Annotated in this window: 19 protein-coding genes; 17 read left to right on the forward strand and 2 right to left on the reverse strand. The window is 64.9% G+C overall.

Features of this window, described 5'->3' with window-relative positions; all coding sequences use genetic code 11:
• Positions 1-13: 13 nt before the first annotated feature.
• The 5 genes from ASD73_RS17105 to ASD73_RS17125 all read left to right on the forward strand — a co-directional run bounded on the left by ASD73_RS17105 (position 14) and on the right by ASD73_RS17125 (position 4032).
• Complete coding sequence (locus ASD73_RS17105; protein ID WP_056374268.1) at positions 14-634, forward strand: fasciclin domain-containing protein; 621 nt, start codon at positions 14-16, stop codon at positions 632-634.
• A gap of 41 nt (positions 635-675) precedes the next feature.
• The gene (locus tag ASD73_RS17110) at positions 676-1275 is read left to right on the forward strand and encodes a fasciclin domain-containing protein (protein ID WP_056374271.1); all 600 of its coding nucleotides are present in this window, start codon (positions 676-678) and stop codon (positions 1273-1275) included.
• Between the two features lie 165 nt (positions 1276-1440).
• The gene (locus tag ASD73_RS17115; RefSeq protein ID WP_039573456.1) at positions 1441-1722 is read left to right on the forward strand and encodes a proton-translocating transhydrogenase family protein; all 282 of its coding nucleotides are present in this window, start codon (positions 1441-1443) and stop codon (positions 1720-1722) included.
• A gap of 1 nt (position 1723) precedes the next feature.
• Complete coding sequence (locus ASD73_RS17120) at positions 1724-3208, forward strand: NAD(P)(+) transhydrogenase (Re/Si-specific) subunit beta (protein WP_056374274.1); 1485 nt, start codon at positions 1724-1726, stop codon at positions 3206-3208.
• Between the two features lie 128 nt (positions 3209-3336).
• Positions 3337-4032, forward strand: a complete 696-nt coding sequence (locus ASD73_RS17125) for an aspartate/glutamate racemase family protein (RefSeq protein ID WP_056374276.1) — start codon at positions 3337-3339, stop codon at positions 4030-4032.
• A gap of 35 nt (positions 4033-4067) precedes the next feature.
• On the opposite strand, the gene ASD73_RS17130 is transcribed toward ASD73_RS17125, so the two are convergent.
• A complete protein-coding gene (locus ASD73_RS17130) occupies positions 4068-4463 on the reverse strand; it encodes a DUF2147 domain-containing protein (RefSeq protein WP_056374278.1) in 396 nt (131 codons plus the stop codon).
• Between the two features lie 115 nt (positions 4464-4578).
• Here ASD73_RS17130 and ASD73_RS17135 point away from each other — a divergent pair, with 115 nt between their 5' ends.
• The 8 genes from ASD73_RS17135 (at position 4579) to ASD73_RS17170 (ending at position 12204) form a co-directional block, all read left to right on the forward strand.
• Positions 4579-5793 carry a parallel beta-helix domain-containing protein gene (locus ASD73_RS17135; protein WP_056374281.1) on the forward strand — a complete coding sequence of 405 codons (1215 nt, stop codon included), beginning with the start codon at positions 4579-4581 and terminating at the stop codon, positions 5791-5793.
• On the forward strand, positions 5790-6818 hold the full coding sequence (locus ASD73_RS17140; RefSeq protein WP_056374283.1) for an SO2930 family diheme c-type cytochrome: 1029 nt from the start codon (positions 5790-5792) through the stop codon (positions 6816-6818). Before ASD73_RS17135 ends, ASD73_RS17140 begins: the two co-directional genes overlap by 4 nt.
• 7 nt (positions 6819-6825) lie before the next feature.
• Complete coding sequence (gene maiA / locus ASD73_RS17145) at positions 6826-7458, forward strand: maleylacetoacetate isomerase (protein WP_056374285.1); 633 nt, start codon at positions 6826-6828, stop codon at positions 7456-7458.
• Positions 7458-9521 (forward strand): TonB-dependent receptor, encoded by a 2064-nt coding sequence (locus ASD73_RS17150; protein ID WP_235534556.1) that lies wholly within the window; start codon positions 7458-7460, stop codon positions 9519-9521. The genes maiA and ASD73_RS17150 overlap by 1 nt, the downstream gene beginning before the upstream one ends.
• An 89-nt stretch (positions 9522-9610) precedes the next feature.
• Positions 9611-10057, forward strand: coding sequence for a MarR family winged helix-turn-helix transcriptional regulator (locus ASD73_RS17155; RefSeq protein ID WP_056374290.1), 447 nt, complete (start codon positions 9611-9613; stop codon positions 10055-10057).
• Positions 10050-10331 carry an HPr-rel-A system PqqD family peptide chaperone gene (locus ASD73_RS17160; protein WP_056374291.1) on the forward strand — a complete coding sequence of 94 codons (282 nt, stop codon included), beginning with the start codon at positions 10050-10052 and terminating at the stop codon, positions 10329-10331. The genes ASD73_RS17155 and ASD73_RS17160 overlap by 8 nt, the downstream gene beginning before the upstream one ends.
• The gene (locus ASD73_RS17165) at positions 10328-11194 is read left to right on the forward strand and encodes an HprK-related kinase A (RefSeq protein WP_056374293.1); all 867 of its coding nucleotides are present in this window, start codon (positions 10328-10330) and stop codon (positions 11192-11194) included. The genes ASD73_RS17160 and ASD73_RS17165 overlap by 4 nt, the downstream gene beginning before the upstream one ends.
• Entirely contained in the window at positions 11191-12204 is a 1014-nt protein-coding gene (locus ASD73_RS17170; RefSeq protein ID WP_056375198.1) for a nucleotidyltransferase domain-containing protein, read from the forward strand. The genes ASD73_RS17165 and ASD73_RS17170 overlap by 4 nt, the downstream gene beginning before the upstream one ends.
• Here ASD73_RS17170 and ASD73_RS17175 read toward each other — a convergent pair.
• Positions 12201-12863, reverse strand: a complete 663-nt coding sequence (locus ASD73_RS17175) for an HAD-IA family hydrolase (RefSeq protein WP_056374295.1) — start codon at positions 12861-12863, stop codon at positions 12201-12203. The genes ASD73_RS17170 and ASD73_RS17175 overlap by 4 nt on opposite strands.
• A 59-nt stretch (positions 12864-12922) precedes the next feature.
• Here ASD73_RS17175 and glmU point away from each other — a divergent pair, with 59 nt between their 5' ends.
• The 4 genes from glmU to ASD73_RS17195 are packed head-to-tail and all read left to right on the forward strand — an operon-like array spanning position 12923 to position 15591.
• Positions 12923-14275, forward strand: a complete 1353-nt coding sequence (gene glmU, locus ASD73_RS17180) for a bifunctional UDP-N-acetylglucosamine diphosphorylase/glucosamine-1-phosphate N-acetyltransferase GlmU (protein ID WP_235534558.1) — start codon at positions 12923-12925, stop codon at positions 14273-14275.
• Positions 14276-14279: 4 nt separating this feature from the next.
• On the forward strand, positions 14280-14819 hold the full coding sequence (locus ASD73_RS17185; RefSeq protein WP_056374299.1) for a GNAT family N-acetyltransferase: 540 nt from the start codon (positions 14280-14282) through the stop codon (positions 14817-14819).
• Positions 14816-15130: a hypothetical protein gene (locus tag ASD73_RS17190; RefSeq protein ID WP_056375200.1), complete on the forward strand. Its 315-nt coding sequence runs from the start codon at positions 14816-14818 to the stop codon at positions 15128-15130. The genes ASD73_RS17185 and ASD73_RS17190 overlap by 4 nt, the downstream gene beginning before the upstream one ends.
• A complete protein-coding gene (locus tag ASD73_RS17195; protein WP_056374300.1) occupies positions 15127-15591 on the forward strand; it encodes a GNAT family N-acetyltransferase in 465 nt (154 codons plus the stop codon). The genes ASD73_RS17190 and ASD73_RS17195 overlap by 4 nt, the downstream gene beginning before the upstream one ends.
• Positions 15592-15620: the final 29 nt, after the last annotated feature.

Genomic DNA, 15620 nt, shown 5'->3' on the forward strand with positions numbered 1-15620 from the left:
TGGAGAATGATTGATGTCGTCTGCGAAGCTTTTCGCCACTCCCCTCCTTGTACTTGCTACCCTGTCGCCCGTTTACGCGCAGGAAACCGCCGCGCCGGCCGAGGCCGCTGCACCAGCAGACGCCGCTGCGTCGGCCGAAGTCGCTGCTCCCGCTGAAGCCGCAGCCTCTGCGGCACCCGCGCAGCCTACCGGCATCGCGCTCGAAATCGCCGCCAAGCCCGATCACAAGACGCTGGCCACGGCGCTGACCGCCGCCGGCGTGTCGGACAAGCTCGCGGGCCAGCCGTTCACGATCTTCGCGCCGACCGATCAGGCCTTCGCCGCGGTGCCGCAGCCGATGACCGACTGGCTGATGAACCCGAACAACACCGAATCGCTCGCGAAGGTGCTGACCTATCATGTCGTTCCGGGCCGCGTGACCGCCGAGGATCTGTTCGCGAAGATCAAGGCCGGCGGCGGCAAGGCGACACTCGCGACCGTCGAGGGTGAGACGCTGACCTTCACCGAAGTGCAGGGCAACATCAAGGTCGATGGCACGCAGGGCAGCAGCGGCTTTATCACCCAGCCCGACGTCGAACAGTCGAACGGTAACATTCACGTCATCAACGGCGTGTTGATGCCGACCCTCGGCTGATGATTCGCGCCGCTGCGTTCGGCTTTTGAAAGGATAAGGATATGAAAACCCACCTGATCTTGACGGCCGCAGCGGCCGCGCTCGCGCTGTCGGGCTGCGGCGACAAGAAGGAAACGCCGGCCGAGACGACGACGGTCGCGGGTAGCGAAACAGCGCCCGCGCCCGCCGCCAGCCCGCCGGCGATGCTGGCGAGCAGCACCATTGCCGCGAATCTCGCGGCCTCGCCCGACCACAAGTCGCTGGCCGCGGCGGTGACGCAGGCTGGTCTTGTGCAGACGCTGTCGGGCGCGGGGCCGTTCACCGTGTTTGCTCCGAACGACGCCGCCTTTGTGCAGGTGCCGCCGGTGACGCGCGACGGCTGGATGCGCCCGGCGCAGAAGGATGTGCTCGCGAGCGTACTCAAATATCATGTCGTTCCGGGCAAGCTGACCGCGGCGGACCTTAGTGCGAAGATCGCCGAAGGCGGCGGCAAGGCCGTGCTCAAGACCGCCGACGGGCAGGATCTGGCTGCGACCAAGAGCGGCGATGCCATATTGTTGACCAGCGCCAGCGGCAACAAGGCGACGGTGACGCAGGCCGATGTCGGCCAGGCGAACGGTGTCGTCCATGTCATCGACGCGGTGCTCGTCCCGAAAATGTAAAAAACATCGCCGGCTGGCCCGGCAAAGCGATATTTTATGTCGCAAAGCGCCCGCGTTTCTCACGCTGAGAAATGCGGGCGCTTCTTTTTGGGAGCTTTGGAGTCGACACATTCGGCGGCGCGCGGCAAGAGGTGCGCGAAACGGAATCAGCAGGGGAGCGAGCCCGTGGATTTTATCGCGATTTTTTCGATTTTCGTACTGGCCTGCTTTGTCGGCTATTTTGTCGTCTGGTCGGTGACCCCGGCGCTGCACACGCCGTTGATGAGCGTCACCAACGCCATTTCGTCGGTGATCATCGTCGGTGCGCTGATCGCCAGCGCCGCGGCGGGTTCGGCCTCGTCGAAATGGCTCGGCCTCGCCGCGGTCGTGATGGCGAGCATCAATATCTTCGGCGGATTCGCCGTCACCGCGCGCATGTTGGCGATGTACAAGAAGAAGGAGCGCTGAGATGGAATTTCAGTCGATCCTTTCCGCCGCATCCGGCGGCCACGGTCTCGCGGTTAATCCCTGGGCCTCCGTTGCCTACCTGGTAGCGGGCGTCCTGTTCATCCTCGCGCTGCGCGGGCTGTCGAGCCCGGCGACCGCGCAAGCCGGCAACCGCTTCGGCATGGCTGGCATGCTGATCGCCGTCGTTACCACGTTGCTCACCCATGCACCGGCGACCGTTGATGGCGCCCTCGATACGATCGGGCTGGTCGAAATCCTCGTCGCGATCGGAATCGGTGCCGTCATCGGCATCGTTATGGCACGCCGCATCGCGATGACCGCGATGCCCCAGCTCGTCGCGGCCTTCCACAGCCTTGTCGGCCTTGCCGCCGTCGCGGTCGCAGCGGCGGCCTATCTCAATCCGCAAGCGTTCGGCATTGCAGATGCCGCGGGCGAAATCTTCACCGTCAGCCGGATCGAAATGGGGCTCGGCATCGCGATCGGTGCGATCACCTTCTCGGGATCGGTCATCGCGTTCCTCAAACTCAACGGCAATATGTCGGGTTCGCCGATCATGCTGCCGGGCCGGCACATCATCAACCTCGGCACGCTCGCCGCGATCATCGGGCTTGTCGCCTATTTCACCTTCGACCAGAGCCCGTGGGTCTTCTGGACCGTCACCGGCCTCAGCTTCGCCATCGGTTTCCTGCTGATCATCCCGATCGGCGGCGCCGACATGCCGGTCGTCGTGTCGATGCTCAACAGCTATTCGGGCTGGGCGGCGGCGGCGATGGGCTTCACGCTCGGCAACACCGCGATGATCATCACCGGCGCGCTCGTCGGTTCGTCGGGTGCGATCCTGTCGTACATCATGTGCCGCGCGATGAATCGCAGCTTCATCAGCGTGATCGCGGGCGGCTTCGGCGCCGATGCCGGGCCAAGCGACGGCGGGTCGAAGGAACAGCGTCCGTGGAAACCCGGCAGCGCCGAGGACGCGGCCTTCCTGATGAGCCAGGCCGACACCGTCATCATCGTTCCGGGTTACGGCATGGCGGTCGCGCAGGCGCAGCATGCGCTGCGCGAAATGGCCGACCAGCTCAAGAAAGAGGGCGTGACGGTCAAATATGCGATCCACCCGGTCGCGGGGCGCATGCCCGGTCATATGAACGTGCTGCTCGCCGAAGCAAACGTCCCCTATGATGAAGTGTTCGAACTCGAGGACATCAACGGCGAATTCGCGCAGGCCGACGTCGCTTTTGTCATCGGCGCGAACGACGTGACCAACCCGTCGGCGAAGACCGACAAGACGTCGCCGATTTACGGCATGCCCGTGCTCGACGTCGAAAAGGCGAAGACCGTGCTGTTCGTGAAGCGCTCGATGGGCGGGGTCGGTTATGCCGGCGTCGATAATGACGTTTTCTACATGGACCAGACGATGATGCTGCTCGGCGATGCCAAGAAGATGGCCGACGACATCGTCAAGGCCCTGAGCGGCAGCGGGCATTAAATCCGACAGCCCGATCAAAACACCGTTCGTGCTGAGCTTGTCGAAGCACTGTTTTTTCCTCTACCGGGTGGAAGAACAGCCCTTCGACAAGCTCAGGGCGAACGGATTTTTGTTTTTCTGGAGATAAAATGCGCAAAATCGGCCTGATCGGGGGAATGAGCTGGGCATCGACCGAGCTCTATTACCGCCACCTCAACAAGGGCGTGCAAAAGCGCCTCGGCACCGCCTGTTCGGCGCCGATTTTGATGGAGAGCCTCAACTATTGCGACCTGTCGCGCATCACGACTCCCGAAGGGTGGACGCATGCGAAAGAGGTGCTGATCGCCTCGGCCCAGCGGCTTGAGGCCGCCGGCGCGACCGCACTGATGATTGCCGCGAATTCAATGCACAAGGTGGCCGAGGAAGTCGCTGCAGAGATCTCGATCCCGCTGCTCCACATCGTCGACGAAACCGGCGAAAAGATGCAGGCCGACGGGGTCAAGTCGGCTGCGGTGATCGGCACGCGCAACGTGACGACCGAACCCTGGTTCCGCCAGCGGCTCGTCCGTCACGGGCTGACACTCGCACCCTATGACACGAGCCGCGTCGACGAGATCGACCGCATCATTTACGAAGAGCTGATGCTCGGTAAGGTGAACGAAAGTTCGCGCCGCACGATGAAGACCTTCATCACCGACATCGCGAAGCAGGATATTCAGGCGATCGTGCTGGCGTGTACCGAGCTGGTGATGCTGGTCGATACGGACGCCAATGTCCTGCCAATCTATGACACGACGCGCATTCACGTCACGGCGGGCGTCGACTGGATTTTGGGCGAAGGCTGATCCTTTTCCCCTCCCGCTTGCGGGAGGGGGTTAGCTTAGCTCATCTTCGTCCAGGTCACCGTGCGGCAGAACAGGCTGACGCAGCCCTTCATCGTCATCTTGCCGCCGTTGGCGCGCAGATGCGCCTTGTAATATCGGCCGTCCTCGGGGCTATAGCCTTCGCCTTTCCAGCCGTCGCCATGCGGCACGAGATCCCAGTAAATCTGTAGCCCGGTGACCTTGCGGCCGCGCTTCCCCTTGTCGGGATTGCGCTCGTCGAGCTGGCCCCCGGCGGGCTGCTTGATCAGCAGGCGGTCGACTCGACCGCACATCTTGCTCCCGCACGCGGCCATGACCACGACCGCCTTGCCATCGTCGGTTTTCCAGCGCCCGGCAATCGGCGCGGGCGCCGCGGCCATCGACGGCACGGCAATCAGGGCGACAAGCGCCAAACCAAATCTGTGAATCAAAGCGACCTCTCCCCGGTTAGCTACACATATGTCAGCAACATCGCTTGGCATCCGTCAAGTCTTGCACCATGCTCCCCGAAAATAAGGGGAGAGACATATGCGATTCCATGGCCTGCGCCACGCGGCGACGCTCTGCATCGTGGCGGCCTTTGCCGCCAGTCCGGCGACGGCGAAATTGATCAGCGTCAATGCAACAACGCCCGACGCCAACGAAAAGCTGCAAGAAGCGCTCATCCTCGCACAGCCGGGCGATGTGGTGCAGCTCGGCGCGGGCGTGTGGAAGCTGACCGACGGCCTCTCGCTCGACGTTGCCAATGTGACGGTGCGCGGCGCCGGGGCGGGCGAGGGCGGATCGATCCTCGACTTTGCCGGGCAACAGGGCGCGGGCGAGGGGCTGCTCGTCACCGCCGACGATGTCTTCCTCACCGAATTCGCGGTTCTCAACACCAGGGGCGACGGCATCAAGTCGAAGGGCGCCGACCGCATCGTCTATCACAAGCTGCGCGTCGAATGGACCGCAGGGCCCAAGGAAACCAACGGTGCCTACGGCATCTATCCCGTCGAAAGCACCGACGTGCTGATCGACAGCGTCTATGTGCGCGGCGCGTCGGATGCCGGCATCTATGTCGGTCAGTCGAAGAATATCGTCGTTCGCGATTCGATCGCCACCGAAAATGTCGCGGGAATCGAGATCGAGAACAGCTACGATGCCGACGTCCACGACAATGTCGCGACGAAGAACACCGGCGGCATCCTTGTGTTCGACCTGCCGAGCCTGCCGATGCAGGGCGGCCACAATGTTCGCGTGTTCGAAAATATCGTCAACGACAACAGCACGCCAAACTTCGCGCCCAAGGGCAATATCGTCGCGAGCGTCCCCACCGGCACCGGCGTGCTCGTGATGGCGAACCGCAATGTCGAGATTTTCGACAATGTCTTCGACCAGAATGGCACTGCGAATGTGATGATCGTCGGCTATCGTTACGAACACAAGGATCCGAAATATCAGCCGCTGCCGAAGGGCATCGTCGTGCGCGGCAACCAGCACGGCAAGGCGGGCTATGCGCCTAAATTTGCCGGCGGCGACATGATCGCGGCGGCGATGGGGGGCAGCATTCCGCCGGTGCTGTGGGACGGTGCGGGCGACGCGGTCGTGCTCGACAAGGTCGGCGTGCTGTCGCTGAACCTGCCCGATGTGAAAACGCCGCAGAGCGAGGCGAAGCCGTCGCCTGCCGACCTGTCGAAGGGCACGCCGCCCGCCGCGCTGCCCGTGATCAAGCTGCCCGATGCGATGGAGGCAAAGGTCAAGTGAGGCGCGTTTTCGCCGCGGTTGGAGCGGCGCTGCTGTGCGCGAGCGGCGGGGCGGCATCGTCGCCGCCCGGGGTCGATCAGGCGGTGGTCGAAAGCGACGCAATGCCGACGAAGCTGTCGGCGTTCGGGCTGTTCGGCGGCAATGATCCGATGCAGCCTTCGACTGGCATCGGCTACACGCTGCGCGCGCCGTTGTTCAGCGATTATACCGACAAGCATCGTTTCATTTCGATTCCCGCAGGGAAGAAGGCGAAGGTCGCTGACGATGGGGTGATCGACTTTCCGGTCGGGACCGTGCTCGTCAAAAGCTTCGGCTGGAGCGACGTCAACGGCGGGCGCCCGGTAGAGACGCGGCTGCTGATCCGCCGTGCGTCGGGCTGGACCGCGCTGCCCTATATCTGGGATGCCGACGGCAAGGATGCGACACTGGCGCTCGGCGGCCGGCGCGTGCCCGTGACCTTCAAGAGCCACGACGGCGAGGAGCACAACATCCGCTATGCGGTGCCGAACAAGAATCAGTGCAAGGAATGTCACAGCCTCGGCGGCGAGATCGTACCGATCGGGCCCAAGGCACGCAATTTCATCCTCGATCCCGTGGCCTCGGACAAGCTGCGCAGCGTCTATTTCGAGAACCCCGCCGCGCTGAAACCAACGATGCCGCAATGGGACGATCCCAAAGCAGGCAGCGTTGCGACCCGCGCGCGCGCCTACCTCGACGTCAATTGCGCGCATTGCCACAACCCCGCGGGCAGCGCGTCGAACAGCGGGCTGTTCCTGCGCTGGACCGATGATCCGGCGGGTGTGAACTATGGCATCGGCAAGCGTCCGACCGCGGCGGGGCGCGGCAGCGGGGGGATGGATTTTGCCATCGCGTCCGGCGATCCCGGCCACAGCTTCCTCATCTATCGCCTCGAAAGCACCGACCCCGGCATCGCGATGCCCGAGGTCGGGCGCTCGACAGTGCATAAGGAGGGCGCGGCGCTGCTCAGGCAATGGATTGCGGAGATGCCGAAAGCATCGCATTAGGCGGGTCATGACCCAGCTTGTGCTCCACGATTATTTTCGCTCCTCGGCCAGCTTTCGCGTTCGCATCGCGATGAATCTCAAGGGGCTCGATTATGAGCGCGTCGAGGTCAGCCTGATCGCGGGCGAGCAGCGCAGCGACGCCTATCTCGAGCAGAATGCACAGGGCTTCGTGCCGATGCTGGTCGTCGACGGCGAGCCGATCATCCAGAGCATGGCGATCATCGACTGGCTCGATCGCGCCTACCCCGAACCGCGGCTAATCCCCGAAGAGGCGATGCCGCGCGCGGTCGCGCTGGCGCGTGCGCAGGTGATTGCAAGCGACATCCATCCGCTCAACAATCTGCGCGTGCTCAAATATCTGAAACGCGACCTCGGGCTCAACGAGCAGACCAAGGAGCGCTGGATCGCGACGTGGATCACGCAGGGCTTCGAGGCACTCGAGGCGATGGCGGGCGACGGACGCTATCTCGGCGGCGAAACGCCGGGGATCGCCGACTGCTGCCTTGTCCCGCAAATCTATAATGCTCGGCGCTTCGAGGTGCCGCTCGACGCATTCCCGCGGCTGATCGAGATCGATGCCGCGTGCATGGAGCTCGAAGCGTTTCAGAAGGCGCATCCCGACGCGGTCAAGCCGGCGTGATGCGTCTTCTGACGGGGGCCCTCGCGCTGGCGATGCCGGCGTCGGCGATGGCGCAGGGCGTCCAGGCGGATTCGCCCGATCCCGACAACGACGGCGGCTGTTGCAGTTTTTTCTTCCCGCGTATTCCGACCGAGGTCATCGTCGTTCGGGGTAGCGGCGTACTTCGTCCCGGCGACAGCGACAGCGTCCAAGGCTCCAGCCTGATCGCCTATCCCGAACCCGGGCTCGGCGCTCGGGTCGAAAACCGGCTGCGCGACGAAGCCGGCATCGTTCAGTTCCGCCGTTCCGACGGCCGCTCGGCGCATCCAACGAGTCAGGGCGTCACGTTGCGCGGGCTAGGCGGCAATGCGTCGGCGCGCGCGCTCGTCACGCTCGATGGGGTGCCGCAGGCCGATCCCTTCGGCGGCTGGGTCGGGTGGAGCGCTTATGATGCGATCAACCTCGGCGGCATCATCGTCACGCGCGGCGGTGGCAGCGGGGTCGATGGTCCAGGCGCACTCGCGGGTACGGTCGGTCTCTATTCGGAAATGACCGACGGCGCCGAAGCAAGTCTCGCTTACGGCAGCCGCGACAGCTGGGATGCTTCGGCGTCGGTTGGCGGCGAAATCGGTAACGGGCAAATCGCGGTCGATGGCCGCTACATTCGCGGCGATGGCTTCGTGCCGGTTGCGAAGGGACAACGCGGCTCGGTCGATCGCGCCGCGCCCTATGAACAGGGCGGCCTCGGCCTGCGTCTTCGTTTTGACGCCGGTGACGACAGTCGGGTCGAAGCCGCGCTACGCGCCTTTTCCGACCGGCGCGATCGTGGGACCGATTTCACACAAAGCAAGTTCGACGGGATCGATGCAAGCCTGCGCTTCGTCCACGATCCCGCCGGCGAGGCACAATGGCTCGCGCTCGGCTATGTCCAGCTCCGCGATTTCGAAAGCGGCTTCGCGAGCGTCGCGGCCGGGCGGAACAGCATCGCCCCCGCATTGTTCCAGCGCGTGCCCGCCACCGGCCTCGGCGCGCGCTTCGAGTTGCGCCCGGCGATCGACGGCGCCAATCCGCTGCGGGTCGGCGCCGACTGGCGGCGGACGGTGGGCCGCACCGAGGAGGATTTCTTCTTCAGCGGCACGGTCCCCGGTCGCCACCGCATAGCGGGCGGCAGCAGCGATACCGTCGGTGCCTTTGCAGAGTGGACGTCGGGCGACGTCGGCGACGGCTTCCTTTGGACGCTCAGCGGCCGCATCGACCGCTGGTGGGTCGGCGAGGGCTATCGACTCGAACGCAATATTGCCGGTCCCATCATCACCGATGCGCGTTTTGCGGCGCGGCAGGGCTGGGAAGGCAGCGGCCGCGCTGGCCTGCGCTGGACCTCGAATGCCATCTCGCTGCGCGCCGCGGCTTATCGTGGCTGGCGTCTGCCGACGCTCAACGAGCTTTATCGCCCATTCCGTGTCGGTGCCGAAGTGACGACCGCGAATGCCGCGCTGAAACCCGAACACCTGTGGGGCGGCGAGGTCGGCGCCGACTGGGACAATGGCGATACAAAATTGTCGGCAACGCTGTTCGCCAACCGTCTGACGAACGCCATCGCCAATGTGACGCTCGCGCCGAACCTCAACCAGCGGCAGAATCTCGACGCGATCGACAGCAAGGGCGTCGAGGTCAGCGCCGAGCAGCGGATCGGTCCCGCGACGCTGCGTGCAACCTATGCCTTCACCGATGCCAAGGTCGATGCATCGGGCGCGGCGCTTGGGCTCGACGGCCGCCGCCCGGCGCAGATCGCGAAGCACGGCGGCAGCGTGTCGCTGCGCAGCAGCACGGGCGGCCCCTTCGGCGGCTTCGCGACGCTGCGCTATGTCGGCAAGCAGAATGAGGACGATCTCGGCCTGCTCGCGCTGGACGATGCACTGACGCTCGACGCTGGGCTGTCGTGGCGCTTTTCGGACGCGGCCAGTATCGAGGCGCGCGGCGAGAATCTCTTCGACGAGCTGGTTCCCGCTGCGATCTCGTCGTCGGGGATCGTCGAGCGTGCGACCCCGCGGACCTTGTGGTTCGGCGCGCGCCTTTCTTTCTGACTTTTGCGTCATTCCGCCCTTCACAGGGTGGAAACAGGCGATAGGATGGACGCGCCGGGATTTTTTGAGCGTGTGGGGGTGACCAATTCATGGCCGCAAAGAAGCTGAATCTCGATAATTTCCTGCCCTACCGCCTGTCCATCGCCTCCAACGCCCTGTCGAGCCGGATCGCTGCCGAATATGAGAATCGTTTCGGGCTGAAGATTCCCGAATGGCGGTTGATGGCGGTGCTGGGCGAAGGGCAGCCCAAGACGCAGCGCGAGCTGGTCGAGGCGACGCGCATGGACAAGGTGACGGTGAACCGCGCAGCGAAAGCCTTGGCCGACCGCCAGCTGATCGCGCGCCAGGCGCATGAGGCCGACGGGCGTTCGCACCATCTCGAACTCACCGAAACGGGGCGTTCGCTCTACGACGCGATCGTCCCCGCGGCGCTAGCCAGCGAGACGCAACTCGAATCGAATATCAGCGCCAGCGAACGCGCGACGTTGATGGCCATCCTCGCGAAACTGACCGCCGCCGCCGAAGTCTATGACTGATCGCACCTATCGCGCCGCGCCGCCGGGCGCGCTGCGTATCGAGCCGCTCGGCGAGCTGACAGCGATCTTCGACCGGCGTTCGATGCAGACGCATCTGGTCGTCTCACCGATGCCCGAGATACTGGACGCGATGGGCGCCGATGCCTGCAATGCCGCCGGTCTCGCCACGCGCCTTGCCGCCGCGTTTGATCTCGACGTGGCAGAGGATGTGAAGCCTATCCTGGCCGAACGGCTGAGCGAGCTCGCGGCGATGGGGCTGGTGGAGCGTGCGTGAAGAATAAGCTGCGCATTGCCGTCGGCCCGGTGCAGTTCCGGATCGGAAGCGACTGGGCCGAACCGATCGCGGCGCTTGCGCGGCTGTACGCGGGATATCCCCAGGACGATACGCGCCCCGCCGATGCAACCGTTCGCCTGTTCGCCGCGCGGCCGTGGCGGCGGTGGCTGCGGCCCTCGGTGCATATCGGCGGAGATTTCGTCGTTCCCGACGCGCTGCCGCTGCCGCTCTCGATGGGATTGCTCGCCGCCGAGATGGGGATGAATTTGCAGATCGCGCTCGGCTGGCGGCGGCATATGTTACTGCACGCGAGCGCGGTGGCGCAGGGTGGCCGCGCGCTGATCATGTCGGGCGAATCGGGCTCGGGCAAATCGACCCTTGCGGCGCTGCTTGGCGAGGGCGACTGGCGGCTGATGGGCGACGAGTTCACGCTGATCGATCTATTCGGCGGCGATACCTTGGCTTTCCCGCGCGCGGTCAGCCTGAAGAACGAAGCAATCGCCGAGGTTGCGGCTCGAGTCGACCCAGCGCGGCTCGGCCCGCTGCTCGCCGCAACGCCGAAGGGCGATATTCGTCACCTGATCCCGCGTGCCGACGCGATCGCGGCGATGCACGAACCCCTGCGCCCCGCGCTGCTGCTGTTCCCGCGCTTCGGCGGCGAGGTGGCGGTCGAGCCGATGGGCGAGGGCGAGGCATTTGTCCGGCTGACCGAGGCGTCGACCAACTATGTCGCGCTCGGCGAGGCGGGTTTCGCCGCGCTGACGCGGCTCGTTCGCGAAACCCCGGCTTTCGGCATTTCCTATCCCGACAGCGCCGCCGGTATCGCACTGGTCGAGCAGCTATGGGCGGAGGCCGCCAAGTGAGCGCGGTACGAACCTTCGTCGACCTGCTCGCCGGCCGCCGCGACCCGGCCGCGCTCGCCCCGCGCGACTGGGACGGTGTGATCGGCGTTGCGCGCAGCGAGGCGATGCTCGCGACACTCGCGCACAGCCTCGCCGATGCCGGCCTGCCACCGGCCGTCGCTACGCTCTTCGCCGATCAGCGCGCCGCCGCGAAGGTCGCGCAGGCGCAGGCATTGTGGGAGGCCGAGATGGCGCGGCGCGCGCTCGCGCCGACAGGGATCGAGTTCGTGCTGCTGAAAGGCGCGGCCTATGCCGCCGCCAACATGGCGTGCTCCGCAGGGCGCCAGATCGGCGACCTCGACATATTGGTCCTCGCGCACGACATCCGCCGCGCCGAAAACCTGCTGCTCAAGGCGGGGTGGGAATGGGTGAAGTCCGACCCTTATGACGACGCCTATTACCGCCAGCATATGCACGAGCTGCCGCCGATGATCCACAAGGCGCGCGACCGGATGATCGACGTCCACCACACGATCCTGCCGCGCACCCACCGGATCACCCCCGACGCGCTGGCGCTCGTCAGCGATGCGGTGACCAGTAGCGCGGGTTTTGCGGTGCTCAATCCCGCAGACATGGCGTGCCACTGCGCCGCGCATATGCTCGCCGATGGCGATCTGCAGGGGGGCTTACGCAATCTGTGGGATTTTCACACGATGACGCGCGATTTCGTCGCCGCCGATCCGGGCTTCTGGGGACAGCTCGACGGGCGGGCGTCGCTGCACGGGCTGCAAAGTGCGGTGCACCGCGCCGCGCGGCTGTCGCGCGACCTTTATGGCGCGGCGCTGCCGGACGGGTGGGATCGGCAGGATCCGGCTGACACCTGGTTCCGCCGCCGCCTCTTCGCGCGCGACGATTGGGGCCGCGTGACCGATCCGCTGCTCGAACAGGCGTTCTACATCCGCTCGCACTGGCTTCGCATGCCGCCGGTTATGCTTGCGAAGCATCTCTGGACGAAATGGCGGAAACGTTAGAGCGTTTCGAGCAGCGGGATCAGCTCATCATAATGATCGATCACATGGTCGGCGCCAAGCTCAGTAGCAGGCCGGTCCAGAAATCCGAAGCTGACCGCGACACTGGGCACGCCCGCATTCTTTGCCGCCATCACATCATAGATGCTGTCGCCGACGAAGACCGCCCGCCCGCCGCCGCATCGCTGGGTCATGGCATGGATTGGTTCGGGCGACGGCTTGCGGACACCCAACGTGTCGCCGCCAATGATCGTCGTCAAGCGGCCGGCAAGATCGAATTCGCCGAGCAGGACGCGCGCCAGATTCTCCGCCTTGTTGGTGACGACCGCAGTGTGCACGCCCAGCGCGTCGAGCCGGTCGAGCGTGGCGATTACACCGGGGAAAGGGCGGCTGTGGACCGCGATGTGCGCTTCGTAGAAATCGAGCAGTTCGGGATAGAGCCGCTCGACCGCGCCATCGGGGACGCCGCCCGACGCGCGCAGTCCTTCCTCGAGCATATGCTTCGCGCCGCGCCCGATCATCGGCCGCACGTCGGCCTCGGCCAGCGGGGCGCGGTCCATCAGTCCCAGCGTATGATTGACCGCCGCCGCAAGGTCGCCGAGCGTATCGAGGAGTGTGCCGTCGAGGTCGAAGCCGACGATCGCAAAAGGAAATCCGTTCATCTGCCGCGCATGGCGCGATGCTCTGGAAACCGCAATGATTTGCTGGCATGGCAACGCGCATGAGCAACAAGATCGCCGCTATCGTCCTTGCCGCGGGCAAGGGCACCCGCATGAAGTCCGACCTGCACAAGGTTTTGCATCCGATCGCGGGGCGCCCGATGCTGCTGCACCTGATGGCCAGCGTTGACGAACTCAGCCCCGCGAAGAAGGTCGTAGTCGTCGGCGACAAGACCGACCAGCTCGAAGCGGCGCTGGTGGGCAGCGCCGACCTGGCGGTGCAGGATCCGCAGCTCGGCACCGGCCATGCGGTGCAGCAGGCCGAGGGCGCACTGGCGGGGTTCGAGGGCGACGTGCTGATCCTCTACGGCGACGTGCCCTTCGTTCCAGCCGCCACGATGCGTGCGATGATCGACCGCCTGAACGCCCCCGATGCGCCCGCGGTCGTCGTGCTCGCGTTCGAGCCCGCCGATCCGCAGCAATATGGCCGCGTCATCACCGAAGGCGACCGTGTCGTGAAGATGGTCGAGCATAAGGACGCAACCGACGTCGAGCGCGCGGTGCGCCTCTGCAATTCAGGGCTGATGGCGGCGAAGTCGGCCGACCTCTTCGCGCTGCTCGCGCGCGTCACCGACGACAACGCCGCGAAGGAATATTATCTCGTCGACATCGTCAATATCGCGAACGCCGACGGGCGCCATTGCGCGGTCGTTGTCACCGACCCCTATGACGTTGCGGGCATCAACAGCCGCGGCGAGCTAGCGGCGGCGGAAGGCGAGTGGCAAGCGCGGCGCCGCGTCCGGGCGATGGCCGACGGCGCCAGCCTGATCGCCCCCGACACCGTCTGGTTTGCCTGGGATACCGAGCTTGGCCGCGACGTGCTGATCGAACCCAATGTCTTTTTCGGTCCGGGCACGTCGATTGCCGACAATGTGAAGATCCGCGCGAACTGCCATATCGAAGGCGCGATCGTCGGCACGGGCTGCGAGGTTGGTCCGTTTGCGCGGCTGCGCCCCGGCACGATCCTCGGCGAGAAGGCAAAGATCGGCAATTTCGTCGAAACCAAGAAAGCGGTGCTCGGCAAGGGCGCCAAGGCGAACCATCTGACGTATCTGGGCGACGTCACGGTGGGGGCAGGCGCGAACATCGGCGCGGGCACGATCACCTGCAATTACGACGGCTATTTCAAATATAAGACCGAGATCGGCGAGAATGCCTTTATCGGATCCAACAGCGCCTTGATCGCGCCGGTCAGGATCGGCCGCGACGCGATCGTCGCCGCGGGCAGCGCGGTGACGCTCGACGTCGCCGACGGCGAGCTTCGCCTCGTTCGCGCCGAGCAGCTGGTCAAGCCCGGCTGGGCCGACCGCTTCCACGACGCAATGCGCAAGAAAAAGGCGGCGGAAAAGAAATAGGCCGATGCCCGCACCGACGTTGATGACCGCGCGCCTCGTGCTGCGCCAGCTTCGCGAGGATGACGCTCCCGCGCTGTTCCCGGTATTATCCGATCCCGAGGTGATGAACTGGTGGTCGAGCGGGCCGCACGCGTCGCCCGCCGAGACCGCGGATTATGTCAAAGGCAACGCCAGCGAAGGGCAGGGTTATCTTTGCTGGGCGATCACCGCGGGCGACGATGTCGCGCTCGGCTGGGTGATCCTGATCGACGGCAAGCCCGACGTGAAGGAAATCGGCTATATTCTCCGACGCGACCGCTGGGGCAGCGGCATCGCGCGCGAGGCGGTGACGCGGGTGATCGACCATGGGTTCGGCGAGATGGGCCTGCGCCGCATCTTTGCCGACACCGACCCCGAAAACCCCGGCTCGATCGGATTGCTCGAACGGCTGGGCTTCCAGCGCGAAGGCCGGCTGCGCGGCGAGTGGGAAACGCATATCGGCGTGCGCGATTCGCTGATCTATGGCCTGCTTCGCGACGAATGGATGATGGAGAAGACAACGTGAGTGACCGCTATACCGACAAGCCCTTCCTGCGCTTTGTCGACGCCTGGGTGCTGAAGGCGATCGGCCATCTCGACCCCGCGACCGAGACCTATTGCAAGGCGATGGTGCCGCAGCTCGAAGAGAGTTTCGGCGTCAAGGGAAGCTGGGAACAGATCGTCGAGCAGCAGATGAAGTTCGGACCCGAATTGAAGGCGCAGATCCTGAAAATCTGGACCGACGGCAAGGCGCGCTTTGCCGCGGGCAATGGCGAGGCGCCCGATCCGGTGCAGTTCGCGATGATCTTCGTCGACCGGAATTTCGGGCGGGCATGAGCGACCTGATCGTCCGTCCGGCGGCGCACGCCGATTATGATCGCTGGCTGCCCTTATGGGACGGCTACAACGCATTTTACGGGCGCAGCGGCGAGACCGCGCTGGCGCCGGAGATCACGGCCGCGACTTGGGAGCGTTTCTTCGATCCCTATGAACCGATGTTCGCCCTAGTCGCCGAGCAGAACGGCGCGCTGCTTGGTCTGACCCACTATCTCCTGCATCGCAGCACGACGTCATTGCTGCCGTCGCTTTACCTGCAAGACCTGTTCACCACCGTCGAAGCGCGTGGGAAGGGTGTCGGCCGCGCGCTGATCGAGGCGGTCTATGACGCGGCAAAGGAACGCTCGCTGCCGCGCGTCTATTGGCTGACGCATGAAACAAACGACACAGCGATGATGCTCTATGACCGCATCGCCGAAAAATCCGGATTTCTTGTCTACCGGAAGATGCTGCCGCCTTGATTTGATATCATGATATGATATCATTGCCG

The sequence above is a fragment of the Sphingopyxis sp. Root154 genome, from assembly GCF_001427105.1.
Lineage (GTDB): Bacteria > Pseudomonadota > Alphaproteobacteria > Sphingomonadales > Sphingomonadaceae > Sphingopyxis.

What these genes read in the sequence shown, in the direction of transcription:
- ASD73_RS17105 (WP_056374268.1), top strand. Translation starts at nt 14, where the DNA reads ATGTCGTCTGCGAAGCTTTTCGCCACTCCCCTCCTTGTACTTGCTACC.
- ASD73_RS17110 (WP_056374271.1), top strand. Translation starts at nt 676, where the DNA reads ATGAAAACCCACCTGATCTTGACGGCCGCAGCGGCCGCGCTCGCGCTG.
- ASD73_RS17120 (WP_056374274.1), top strand. Translation starts at nt 1,724, where the DNA reads ATGGAATTTCAGTCGATCCTTTCCGCCGCATCCGGCGGCCACGGTCTC.
- ASD73_RS17125 (WP_056374276.1), top strand. Translation starts at nt 3,337, where the DNA reads ATGCGCAAAATCGGCCTGATCGGGGGAATGAGCTGGGCATCGACCGAG.
- ASD73_RS17135 (WP_056374281.1), top strand. Translation starts at nt 4,579, where the DNA reads ATGCGATTCCATGGCCTGCGCCACGCGGCGACGCTCTGCATCGTGGCG.
- maiA (WP_056374285.1), top strand. Translation starts at nt 6,826, where the DNA reads ATGACCCAGCTTGTGCTCCACGATTATTTTCGCTCCTCGGCCAGCTTT.
- ASD73_RS17150 (WP_235534556.1), top strand. Translation starts at nt 7,458, where the DNA reads ATGCGTCTTCTGACGGGGGCCCTCGCGCTGGCGATGCCGGCGTCGGCG.
- ASD73_RS17155 (WP_056374290.1), top strand. Translation starts at nt 9,611, where the DNA reads ATGGCCGCAAAGAAGCTGAATCTCGATAATTTCCTGCCCTACCGCCTG.
- ASD73_RS17160 (WP_056374291.1), top strand. Translation starts at nt 10,050, where the DNA reads ATGACTGATCGCACCTATCGCGCCGCGCCGCCGGGCGCGCTGCGTATC.
- ASD73_RS17175 (WP_056374295.1), bottom strand. Translation starts at nt 12,863, where the DNA reads ATGAACGGATTTCCTTTTGCGATCGTCGGCTTCGACCTCGACGGCACA.
- glmU (WP_235534558.1), top strand. Translation starts at nt 12,923, where the DNA reads ATGAGCAACAAGATCGCCGCTATCGTCCTTGCCGCGGGCAAGGGCACC.
- ASD73_RS17185 (WP_056374299.1), top strand. Translation starts at nt 14,280, where the DNA reads ATGCCCGCACCGACGTTGATGACCGCGCGCCTCGTGCTGCGCCAGCTT.
- ASD73_RS17195 (WP_056374300.1), top strand. Translation starts at nt 15,127, where the DNA reads ATGAGCGACCTGATCGTCCGTCCGGCGGCGCACGCCGATTATGATCGC.